General features: G+C 36.5%; 8 protein-coding genes. All 8 read left to right on the forward strand.

The window, feature by feature from the left end:
- Positions 1 to 10: 10 nt before the first annotated feature.
- The 8 genes from ACQKKO_RS19655 (at position 11) to ACQKKO_RS19690 (ending at position 12,283) form a co-directional block, all read left to right on the forward strand.
- Positions 11 to 4,852 carry a transglycosylase SLT domain-containing protein gene (locus tag ACQKKO_RS19655; RefSeq protein WP_498650204.1) on the forward strand — a complete coding sequence of 1,614 codons (4,842 nt, stop codon included), beginning with the start codon at positions 11 to 13 and terminating at the stop codon, positions 4,850 to 4,852.
- A 60-nt stretch (positions 4,853 to 4,912) separates the two neighbouring features.
- Positions 4,913 to 6,865 carry a DUF7359 domain-containing protein gene (locus tag ACQKKO_RS19660; RefSeq protein WP_435835723.1) on the forward strand — a complete coding sequence of 651 codons (1,953 nt, stop codon included), beginning with the start codon at positions 4,913 to 4,915 and terminating at the stop codon, positions 6,863 to 6,865.
- A gap of 55 nt (positions 6,866 to 6,920) precedes the next feature.
- A complete protein-coding gene (locus tag ACQKKO_RS19665) occupies positions 6,921 to 7,481 on the forward strand; it encodes a hypothetical protein (RefSeq protein ID WP_359698849.1) in 561 nt (186 codons plus the stop codon).
- Between the two features lie 62 nt (positions 7,482 to 7,543).
- The gene (locus tag ACQKKO_RS19670; RefSeq protein WP_359698846.1) at positions 7,544 to 8,422 is read left to right on the forward strand and encodes an SU10 major capsid protein; all 879 of its coding nucleotides are present in this window, start codon (positions 7,544 to 7,546) and stop codon (positions 8,420 to 8,422) included.
- A 79-nt stretch (positions 8,423 to 8,501) separates the two neighbouring features.
- The gene (locus ACQKKO_RS19675) at positions 8,502 to 8,690 is read left to right on the forward strand and encodes a helix-turn-helix domain-containing protein (RefSeq protein ID WP_359698843.1); all 189 of its coding nucleotides are present in this window, start codon (positions 8,502 to 8,504) and stop codon (positions 8,688 to 8,690) included.
- Between the two features lie 101 nt (positions 8,691 to 8,791).
- Positions 8,792 to 9,193, forward strand: coding sequence for a hypothetical protein (locus ACQKKO_RS19680; protein ID WP_359698840.1), 402 nt, complete (start codon positions 8,792 to 8,794; stop codon positions 9,191 to 9,193).
- Positions 9,194 to 9,204: 11 nt separating this feature from the next.
- Positions 9,205 to 10,857, forward strand: coding sequence for a terminase large subunit domain-containing protein (locus ACQKKO_RS19685; protein WP_359698837.1), 1,653 nt, complete (start codon positions 9,205 to 9,207; stop codon positions 10,855 to 10,857).
- 34 nt (positions 10,858 to 10,891) lie between these two features.
- On the forward strand, positions 10,892 to 12,283 hold the full coding sequence (locus tag ACQKKO_RS19690) for a phage portal protein (protein WP_359698834.1): 1,392 nt from the start codon (positions 10,892 to 10,894) through the stop codon (positions 12,281 to 12,283).
- Positions 12,284 to 12,368: the final 85 nt, after the last annotated feature.

The following is a 12,368-nucleotide window of genomic DNA, read 5'->3' on the forward strand; positions in this document are numbered from 1 at the left end:
GCTCGAAGAAGTGACAAAACGTGGCGGAGCACAGATCGGCAACAGTTTAAAGACAATTTTTGCCAGACAAAAAATGGATGGAGTTACTTCTCAGTTAGAGCAATTAGGCATATCTGCTTATACTGCAAGTGGTGATATCCGTAATACAATGGATGTTTGGGACGACATTGCAGTTAAATGGGACTCTTTAAATAATTTACAGAGATCTCAATTAGCAGAGCAAATGGCGGGCAAATATCACATAAATTCGATGCTCAGTCTCTTTAATAACTACGATAAAGTTATGCAAAATGTAGAGACTTCTGTAAGTAGTTATGGGTCGGCTGAGAAAGAATTAGAGCTATTCCAAGAAGGATTAGAATTCAAAATTTCTCAAGCGGTCGCAGCATTCGAGAGGTTGTCATACGTTATTGGAGAGTCAGGATTACTAAAGGTCATGATTCTTTTAGTTGATATGTTTGCTAATACCGTTAATGGGATGGCCGATATCACGGAAATGACGAACGGACTCAATCTAATTTTACCACTAGCTGCTGTAGGCGTTTATGGCTTAGTCAAGGCTGGTAATTTGTTGGCTGTTACGCTCAACACTGTGGGGAAAGCTGGAACTTTTGCGAAGGTGAGCTTGGGCTGGCTAGGTGCTGGATTAATTGGAATTCAACTTATTACATCAAGTCTGTTAGGGACTGCCAATGCTGCAAAAGCAAATTCTGAAGCGTTTATTCAAAATGCTCAGTCTTATAAAGGTACTAGTGATGAGGTTGAACGTCTTAAAAAGAAGCATGATGAACTTATAGCAAGCGGAGATAAATCAAAAGAAACACAAGGCGAATTAGAGGAAACATTGAAGGCAATCCATGCGATTAATCCACAACTAGTAGACAGTACTGGTAAGTATGGGGAGCAAATGGAGCTTAATGCTGATGCTACGAATCGCTATGTAGAAAGCTTAAAAGCAATGACTGATGCCGAGTTAGAATCAGCTAGGTTAGTCGCTAACGCTTCTAGAGTTGCAGCTATTGGAGATTTAGCCGAAGCACAGAACGAGTATGATAAGTTCGATCGGAAAACCGAAGAAACTTTTAATAAGCTTGGTGAAATCGAAAAACGCTTCGATAAAAACGGTATCGCCAATGTATCTAAGACAATTGATGATGAAATAGAGGAAATATTAAAGAGTCTAGATAAAGCAAGAAAAGCGGAGACCCCTGATATGATAGACATTCAAGGACTCCAAAATGAAGTTTATGAATTAGAGCAAATCAAAAAGCAGTATGTAGAGTTGTCTGCAGAAAAAGATATTGCTGATTTTGCCTCTGCCGCTCAACGTAAGCAAGAATCAGAGCAACTAATTGATTCTATTAATGAGCAAGTAGATACGATCGATCAAATGATTGCTGGTACATATAAAGCTATCCCACCAACTGGCGAACTTGGCGAGGAAATGGAAGAGCTTGGAGACCAACTAGACTATGCCGGTGAAGCAGGAGAAAAGCAAGTTACCGCTCTTGATAGAGTGCTTGAAAAGTACGATGAACTCACTCCTGTTATGTCTAGTCTTAACGGCTTACTTGACGATTTAGCTGCTGGAAAAAATATTTCCGCAACGGCTGCCGCTAATCTTTCTAAGGAAATTCCTGGATTAGTTAAGCATATGAAGGAAGAAAACGGCCAAGTAAAAATAAATGAACAAGGCATTGAGTTATTAAGAAAAGCTAACATGAAAGCCTATGAGGATATTATTGAGGCTGAAAAGCAATCCTTAATAAATCGTCAAAGGACTAATAAAGAAAAGCTTAAATCTTATGGAATAGAAGTTAAAGCTATACAAACTGTAGCTGAAGCCCATGAGGAACTGGCTAAACTTGAAGACGATCGTGTTAAAGCTGCTCAATTTGCCGATTATATGCCTCCTGAACATCAGCAACAAGCACAAGAAAGAGTAAAGGCTTATAGTGAGGGTGTTAAAGGATTAAGAGACTTTGCTTCGGAAATGGCCGAGTTGGAAGCAATGGCTGGAATTACAACGTCTAGCTTGCAAACAGTTGGCTCAGAAATCGAAAAGCAAACCGAGGCGCAAGAGGGAGCAAATAAAGAAACTAAAGAGGCTATTTATCTTACGGACGAATACCGTAATAAAATGGCTCGTTTCAATTTAGAGCAATCGAAATTAAATAGATTAAAATCCGACTACGCTCGTCATTCTAAAAAATATCGTGATTCAATCCAAAAAGAAATTGACCTTATGAACGATCAAAAGAAAGCGACCAGTGACCAAATTGACAATCTTAATACTCAAATTAAGACTGGAAATTACGCTCAAACTGGTATGCAAACTTTTACTAGTGGTGGAGGTAATTCTTCAGGTAGCGGATCGGGTACATACAACGGTAAATATGCAACGGAAATTAATAACGCAGCACAACGTCATGGCGTTGATCCTAACTTAATCGCTGCTGTTATTCAAGCGGAATCATCATTTAATCCAAATGCAAAATCAGGAGCGGGCGCACAAGGTTTAATGCAGTTAATGCCTAAGACTGGTAAAGCAATGGGATTAAAGAGTCCTTATGACCCTCAAGATAATATCTACGCCGGTACTAAGTATTTAAAAGAAATGCTTGATACCTTCAATGGAAACTTAGAGCTTGGCTTGGCAGCTTATAATTATGGCCCCACTCGTATTCTTAATAACAACAATAAAATGCCAACCAACAAAGAGACTACTAACTATGTTAAAAAGATAACTGCTGCATATTCAGGAACTGGAACAACGTCTTCCAGTGGTGGTGGCGGTAAAATTGCTGGTTGGGATGGAGATATTACATCTCAATACAATGCACAAGAGAGCTTCCGTAAGAACCTACACCAAGGAATGGATTTACGTGCCTCTATTGGAACGCCTCTCGGCACTCCTGTAGCTGGTGAAGTTGTCTTTGCTGGGATGGGGACAAAAGGTAGTGGATACAACGATTACGGTAATGCTGTAGCTGTTAAAGATTCAAAAGGCGATGTACACGTTTATGGACATTTGGACAGAGTAGATGTTAAAAAAGGTCAACGTGTTGGTGTTGGTGACTTAGTGGGTACGACTGGTAATACTGGACGTAGCACGGGGCCTCACTTACATTATGAAATCCGTAAAAATGGACAACTAGGAAACACCCTCAATCCTCAAGGTGTGGTTGGTCAGATCAAATCAGGCGCAATATCTGCAGGGTCGGGAGACTCAGCGTCAGTAGTTGCAGCCAACCAAGCTCAATATAAAGACAATGCTCAAAATGAAATTGTTCAGTTAGAGCAATCGTTAATAGATTTTGACCAAAGAATTAAAGAATTAAATTTAGAGATAATTAATTCTAAGGTTGCTGAATTTGACCGTAAGAAGGAACAAACCGAGCAACGTTTAGCCGAGATTGACTTAGAGCAATCAGAAACCTACGATAGCTCGGAAGATTGGATAAAGCTACAAGCCGAACGTGAAAAAATAATTGAGGAACAGGCTAAATACGAAAAAGAGGCAATTGACTATATATATGGTGAAATTCGCAAGAATAAGAGTTTAACCGATGCTCAAAAATCCGAACTAGAGGATTTACTTGTTCAACGTAATATAGCAATGTCGCAAATTCAACAGCAATTGAATGAGGCTGCATTTGCGGTAATTGAAGCTAATTTACGTCAATTCACACGTAGGAAAGAACAACTTCAAAACCAATTTGACCGCCTAGAGGTTGAAATTAATGGCGAAATTGAAAATACTGAAAAGTGGATTGCTCTACAACTTAAAAAAGAAAATCTTTTGAGAGAAGAAAAGCAGCACGATGAGGACGCAATTAAATATCTTAAAGAGCAGATTAAGAACAATAAAAATCTTAATGCTTCACAGAAAGAGATATTAAATGGGAATCTAAATCAATTCACTTCCGAGTATTATCAAAAAGAAAAAGAGCTTCAGGATTTAAGAAAGAGGCACATTGAGGACATTGTAGATACATATAAAAAGGCTCTTGAAACTACACGTGACGCTGGTATTAAGGTTATTGACGACTTAATTTCAGCTATCGATAAAGAGGCTTCTGATGAGGATTACAATAAACGTTTGCAGAAAGAATACGATAAGCGTCAAGAAATTATGGATGATATCGCTAAACTTTCACTTGATGACTCAATGGGTACTCAGAAACAAGTTGAGGACTTAAAGAAGCAACTAGAAGAACAGAATATGTCTATCGAGGACATGCAAACGGATCGTACTCGTGAGCTTCGTAAAGATGCCTTAAATGAACAGAAAGACGAAATCAACAATAAATACGATGATATTCTCAATGACGAACGTAAGTTTAATGAAATGCGACAGCAAATGTTAAATGGCTCTAATAAAGCTATTATCAAGGATCTTGAATCATTTTATAAAGCTATCGTTGCTAATAAATCTATTCCAACTGCTCAAAGAAATAATGCTGAAGATGCTTTGAAAAGTGCTCAACAATACCTCAAAGATAGCAAACCTGTAAAAATGGCGAGCTTTAAAAAGGGTGGAATATTACCAATGTGGGGTAGCGAGGGCAGAATAGTTGAAGCACATGAGGGAGAAGCGATATTCCCTAAAGCTGATACCAAAAACCTTTTAGAAACAATAAAATTAAATAAGCTTATCCATCCTAAGTTAACAGAAATGATGAACAAGTTTGCTGGTAAAGATTTTAACTCCCCATCTACGACTAATAACAACTCAACTTTCAAATTTGGCAACATCATTATTCAAGGCGGCAGTAAAAACGACGCAGAGCAATTCATGAATCAGGTTTTTAATATCGCTAAAAACAAAGGTGTAAAGCTTGGTTATTGACAGGAGGTGTAAACAATTTATCATTATCATTCTCTACCACTCGATGTTCCAGAAGTTGATTTGAAACTTTGTAAACCAAATAGAGACGTAGTCTCTAATTTAAGCCCTCATGTTATATCTGTAAGAACTAGTTTAAAATTTAAGTCTGTATCAGAAATACAAATTGAGCTTCCTGCAATGTATTCAAACTTTTTTAGAAAACAGGTAAAAGCACCGTATGTACATTTATTAAGAGAGAAATATAGAATACGCTTTTCTCGTGCCGAGAAAGAGTACATGTTTGTAATAACGGATATTCAAAAGAGTTCAGGTGATAATGGTGAATTGTATTCAATAACCGCCAAAACAGTTGAATATATTCTTTCTTATCATAGAGTAGACAATTATAAAGTTCAATCTGTATCAATTGAGGAAGTAATGGCTGATGTTGTGAAAAATACACCTTTTAAAATTGGACATATAAGCGAAAAGTTTAACCATAAGAGGAGACAGTTTGATATTTCCTCCACCTATAAATTAGATTTCATTTATCAGATAGCCGATGCATTTGAAGCCATAGTTCAATTTGACGGAATTAACAATCTAATTCATTTCTATGATGAAGAAGAGTTGGTCGTTGATACCAATTTGACTATTTCGGAAAATAATTATTTATACAGTATGACTGATAGTAAAAGCTTAGACGATATAGTAACAAGAATGTACGGCAGAGGTTCGGAGGGCTTGCAATTTCATTCTGTAAACCCAACTGGAAAACCTTATATTGATGACTTTTCTTACTTCTTACACCCTTTTAAGCGTGATGAAAATAGAAATGTTATTTCTCGCAGTAATTATATGTCTGATGAATTGTGCCATGAGATTCTTGATTATAATAAATTTGTAAGTGACAATCAAAACAAATTTAGAGATCTTTTAGATAAAAAGAGGATAAATCAAGATAAACGAAGAAACGAAGAAATTAAACTTTCGTCTTTAGAAAGTGATCTACAAATAGCGCAAGATTTAATTGATTTATACAATGATGGTGCTCAAGAGTGGGATTTAGAACAATTAAAGAAAGATTATAGAGAAAAGTTGGCGAAGGTTAAGAATCAAAAGACTGTGATTATTGATCTTGAAAAAGAGGGAAAGCTATTAAACGAAGAGATTGCCACTCTTAATTCTCAATTTAGCTTAGAGAATAATATTGGCGAAGATTTAATAATTGAATTGTATGATTACATACAAGAAGGCGAGTGGTCTGATGATACATACATTGACGAAACAGACTTGTATGAGGGTACTTTCAAGGAATTAAGAAAGCGGAATTTACCTAAAGTCAATGTGAATCTTGAAGCAGCTAACTTTCCAATAATAAAGACTGAACAGCATAATTGGAAAAGATTTGATGTAGGTCACCGGATAAGATTAAAGCACGACAGTCTTCATACTGAAATTACATCAGTTGTCATGTCTTACGACCAAGATTACAAACAAGGCACGTTCTCAATTAATATAAATGACGGTGCAGAAGATAATTATGATAGATTTGCGGATATAATCTACACGGTTCAAAAACAAAATACAGATTACAATATTCGCAAAATCGATTATACAAAAGTGGCCAACGATTTTTCAAAACGAAATAACCGCATAGCTACTCCAGTAAAAGCCCCCACACTACTTCCTAATTTTGAATCAATTCAAAAGACAGACAATCCCAATGGTACAGTTAACATAAGATTTTCATGGATATATACAAAAGATCGAACCATTGATGAAACTAATATCGATGGATTTTTTGTTTACATAAGACAAAGTAAAAGTGATGAGCCTTATCAGATTCAAGGGACTAGAAGAGATGAAAATTATTATAATGCCAACCCTGATATGCGTAGCTATACCTTTAATAATTTAACGGCCAATGATTATTATACATTTGCTGTAGCTGCATACCGAATGGTAGATAGCGATATTAATAGGGAGAACATTATAATCTCAGACTTAGTGCAACCAAAACGAAGCCAATAGGCTTATTTTTTATGCCTTTAAAAACCATATTTTATTAAATTAAGGAGATGTTTACATGACAGTAGAACAAACAAAAGTAGAAACACCCGAGCAAACGGAAGTCGTTGCAACACAGACCTCCACACAAGCACCCGAAAAGAAGGAAAGTGGCACTGGTGAGAGTCTTGTTGCCGCTAAAAAGGAAGAAAAGAAAGTTTCCGATGAACCTGTAGTTGATGGGGAGGAAACCGCTACATATAAAGCTGAAATTGAGGGGCTGAAATCACAACTTGAGACATTAACTCAGGAACGTGACCAGTTACTTAATGAAAAGCCAAAAGAGAAAACGGAAGCAGAACTTAAGCTTGAAACAGAAATGAAAGAGTTTCAAGACCAAAAGATTGCTTTTGAGTTTGAGAAAAGAGGGATGTCAGACTTTGCGGATCTTATTAAGGTTGACGCAGAAAATTTAGAGGATACGTTCACGGCACTTGAAAAAGTGTTGAATGAACGAAAAATGGATAACAGTTACAAACCTACTGGCACTGGCTCAGAGGGTGACGCTTATTCTATTGCTAAAGAAAAAGGCGATGCAGCAGGTTTATTTAAAGGTGTTTTATTCGGCAACAGAAAGTAAGTAATAATTTAGCAAGCATTAAAAACAAAAAAAACTAATTAAAGAATAGGATGATTTATACTATGTCATTTTTATCAACTCAAGATTATACAACTCACCAAAATATCGATATGCACCAACAAATCATTGATCTGAACCCTGAACGTACAAAATTTTTAAACTTCCTACTTACTAAACAAGAGAAAGCTACTTCACCAAAAGTATATTGGATCGAGGAAGAACTTTCTGATGCTGCAGAAACAATTGCTGAAGGTGGAGACGCACCAGACTTTGTTAAAGACTCTCCAAAAGAAATTGATAACCACTTAGAAATCTTTTCAGCAACGGCTTCGGTTTCTACTACTCGTCAGGAATCTGTAGGAGTTGGAATTCAAGATGAAATGGCAAGAGAGGTAGCTAAAAAAGCATCGTCTATTAAACGTCTAGCAGAGAAAAAGCTTCTTTACGGAAATAAACGTTTTGCACAAGGTAAGCGTGAGACTAATGGTATCTTTAATCAAGTTGACCCAACGCACCAATTCACTGGTCAATTAACTGCTGAAACTTTCGATCAAACATTATTGGCTCTTTATGAAGCTGGTGTGAACTACAATATGCAAGTGTTCTGTAGTGCTCATGTCAAAAACATTATTGATAAGTTTGACGAGTCTAAAGTTCGCCATTTAACAGCAGATAAAATGTACGGATACACAATCGATCGTTACTCAACTGCGTATGGTGACGTTACTTTTGTTGACGTGCCGGGTATGAATCGTGACGATTTACTGGTTCTGAATGATGAGTTTGTTACACTACCAGTCCTTTATGGTTTGAAAGGATCTTACCTTGGTAAAAAAGGTTCTTTAGATTCATTCTTCATGGAAACTCAAATGGGCGTTAAGTTACTTAACCGTAAAGCGGCTGCTACATTCAAGATCGAAGCACCTGCTACTGGTGAGTAATAAATAATTGGGAGGGCTACGGCTCTCCTATTTTTTTTAGCATATCTTACTTAAATAATTAAGTGGAAAGGGAATAAAAATGAGCGAAAAACAAACGTATGTTATTAGAAGAAAAGCCAATAGGATTTCACTCAATGACTTGGCCAAGTATATTGGAATTTCAGCTTCAGCATTATCGCAATATGAAAGTGGTAAGAGCAAAATAAGCCAAGAGAATATAAAAAAATATCAAGATCGCATAGATGAGCTTAATCAGCTACCTATTTAATAAGAGGCCATTATTTGCTTGACGGTGCATGGCTTCTTATTTGTATGTAGTTTGCTATTTACCGTCAAGCAAATATAAAAATAAGAAAGTTGGATTAAATAATGGACATAAAATCCTTATTAGGTAAGCTATCAGACCAAAAAGCAAGTTGGTTTAAGTATAGGAATAATTGCTATTACTACGAGGAAAAGAGACCTCAAAGTGATGAAGAATTTTTAAATAGAGTGGCCACGTCTAAAACCTTATCCGGTCTTAAAGAATGGGAACGCACCGAGGAATATCAAAAACTTTTAGCCATTTATACTGAATCACAAATGGTAAGTGACTTAAAAGACGTGTATGATACGTTGCTTGAAAAAGCTAAAGAGGGTGACGATAAAGCGGTAAAAAGCTTGCTACAAGTATCGCACAAGATAAAAGAATATAGCGTGGATGCTAAAAAAGCATATGGTGAAACAAAGAAAGAGCCTGAAGATGAATACGCAGGTTTCACAACAGAATAGAGGTGTAGTTAGTGGATATAAGTAAACTACCTAAAAAAATGCAAGAAATAATGACAAGTATATATCTATACATATTTAACTTTATTTCCTTGGCCGATAACAGCTTTAATCTTGTGCCTTTCAAGCTACATGTGGAGCAAAGATACCTACTCGAAAACCTAGGAAAATTCAATATCATATCTAAAGCACGACAGCTAGGTATATCGGTTGCCATTAAGGGATTTATGCTAATGTCCGCTTTAACAAAGGACAATACCAACTACCTCATAGTATCGCATAGTGAAGAATCCGCTAATGAACTATGGGCTAAGTTAAAAACCATGAACAATAGCATGGACAAGCATAGAAAAAGGTTCCCAAATTTAGTTCCTAAAACAGTTATTGATAATCGTGATGAGCTTTCATTTGATAACGGTTCACGTATTAGACTAGCCGTTGCTGGTAATAAGGATCTTGGTCGAGGTGCAACATATGAAATTGTACTTTTATCGGAGTTTGCTTTTTATTCCGATCAAGAACGGATACTAGTTGGGGTTGAGCAAGCTCTTGCAAAATCAAACACCAGTAAAATTGTTATTGAGTCAACAAGTAATGGAATGAATCATTTTTATGACATGGTAAGCAAAGCTTCAAAAGGTACGGAGTTCAGTAAATATAAGCTATTCTTTTTCCCGTTTTACGCTAAAGGGTATGAACAACTATACGCTGCAGACTATGAAGAAGCGGTAGAGGATCACATTAATAATCATGGAAAGATGCTTACCAAAGAGGATTTAACTAAGCATGAATTAAGGCTTTTCGAGGACGGAGCTTCTTTAACGCAGCTTGTATGGAGACGCTACAAGTTAAAGGACATGAATGAAAAGGTATTTGAACAAGAGTTTCCTTCATCTTGGCAAAGTTCTTTTATATCTAAAGATGGTGACACAGTATTTGACCAAGAAAAGATTATTGACGATATGAGGCATGTTTCTAAGTACATGACCAAGCAAGAGGTAAGGGAATGGATATTAAACAATCCTAATAAGCCGTTTGTGGATTCATTTGAAAGCTTGGTAAAGCATGTAGAAAAATCATTGTTTATTTACAAGATGCCTGAGCCTCATGTTTATATGTTTGGTGGTTGTGACGTAGCTGCCGGTTATGGTGGAGACGACTCAGCGATTGCCATTTATGACGAAGAAGGAGAGCAAGTGGCCGTCTTTAAAAGCAATAGACAAAATCCTAAAAAGTTTGCCAAGATCATTAATAAACTAGGTGAATTTTATAACTATGCTTTCATGGTTGTAGAGAGTAATACATATGGTCAAGCGGTACTTCAATATCTTACTGACGAAGACATTGATTACCCTAACTTATATAAAGAAAAAAGATGGAATGGCGGTCGTAAGTCTAAATCAAAAGTAGGTCAGACAACTACGGCAACCACTAAGTCTAGAATGATAAGTGACTTTAAAGAGCAATGGGATGAGGATTTATTAAAGGTAAATGACGTTGAAACCTTGCAACAAATGCAAATCTTTATACATAGAGAGAATGGCAGTACTGGTAACAAAAAAGGACGTAAGAATAAAGATGACTTGGTTATTGCTTCAGCATTGGCCAATGTAGGATTTAAGACAGGTAATTATTATGTAGACATTATGACCGATGATGAATATTAATCATGGGCTTATTTGACGTTAAAGGAGATAGTTAATGCAAAATTTACAGCAATACGTAGAGGATAGACATGGTAGACAAAGCGATCATAATTGGTTATTAAATGAAGTAAAGTCCGTAGAGCATACAAATAGAATTGAACATGCGTTAGAAATTGAGGAATATCTAGAGGGACAACACCAAATTTTAAACAAGCCAGTAGAAGAATATAAGGGTGAATGGTACGAGCCTAAGAAAGTGATATTGCAACATGGAAAGACTATTTGTAATTATCACACCTCGTATTTATTACAAAATAAATATCAATTTACTGGTTGGGATAGAGTAAAAGAAATTTATGAAGGAGTGGATAGTCGAGGTAGTTTCTATCAAACGACTTATGAATTGGGAGATAGTATGTCCCAACATGACTATGCATTTGAATATGGATACATGGATGAGAACAGAAATATCAAGTCTAGACGAATTAAAGCTATTCATTCTTATCCTATCTTTAATGATTTTGGTACGATGATTGCCTTTATTGAACACTGGAAGAATGCACGAAAAAGCTATTATATTTTTTATGATGGGGAATTTGTTTATACTTTCATAGGTGGGAGTAAGGGTGGAAAGCTACAACACATGGATACAAAGTATAGTATTACTGGACTACCTACCTTTATTAGTACTGGTCAAGACGTATCAAAATTAGGACGTTCTATGGTCAACGACTTTGTACCAATCATTGACGTTATGGAAGAAATCACAAGTAAGTTTGCTGATACGTTCCATAAGACGCATGATCCAATTAAGGTTATCGCTGGTGACATGGTGTTTAGTAAGAAGAAGATTAATGAGGATATTGTTGGTAAGGTGCTACATGTATCGGATGAAACAAAGGTATACAACTTAACGACAACGCTTGATTATAGTAGCTTGAAAGCTATATATGAGATCCTTACAAAAGCTTTATTAGACGTTACAAATACACCAAGCATTAGTATGAACCAAGGTGGCGGTGCTGCTAACTTAGCGGAAGTAAGTATCAAGATGATGTATACACTTGCTGATATGAAAGCCGGTCGTTCAGAAATGAATATGCGTAAAGCTTTCTATGAGCGGTTCGATAAGCAAAGACGTATGCTTGCAATGAAGGGTATCACATTTACGGATGAGGAATTCGATAGCTTGGACGTACAGTTTAGACATGCTAGACCACAAAACGAAAAAGAAATTATAGATAACATTGCAACGTTAAAGAGCGTTGGTGGTATTAGTCTTGAGACTATCCTAGAACGTAGTCCATTGACAGAGGATGTTAAGGTGGAACTGATTAGACTAGAGCGTGAGGGACAATTTGATAAGCCAAGACAAGTGGTTGAACAAGTGGAAGTACGTAAGTTAGGTGATGGGAATGTAGAGGGCAATGGAGTAGAGATAGTGTAGGGATATTTTAGTTGTGGTGAGAGTACACAGGAGAGGGAAAACGTAGGCGTGGTAAGGACAAATGGAGCGTAGATATTAGAGCTAC

This window comes from Alkalihalobacillus sp. NPDC127517 (assembly GCF_050276055.1).
Lineage (GTDB): Bacteria > Bacillota > Bacilli > Bacillales > Bacillaceae_D > Alkalicoccobacillus.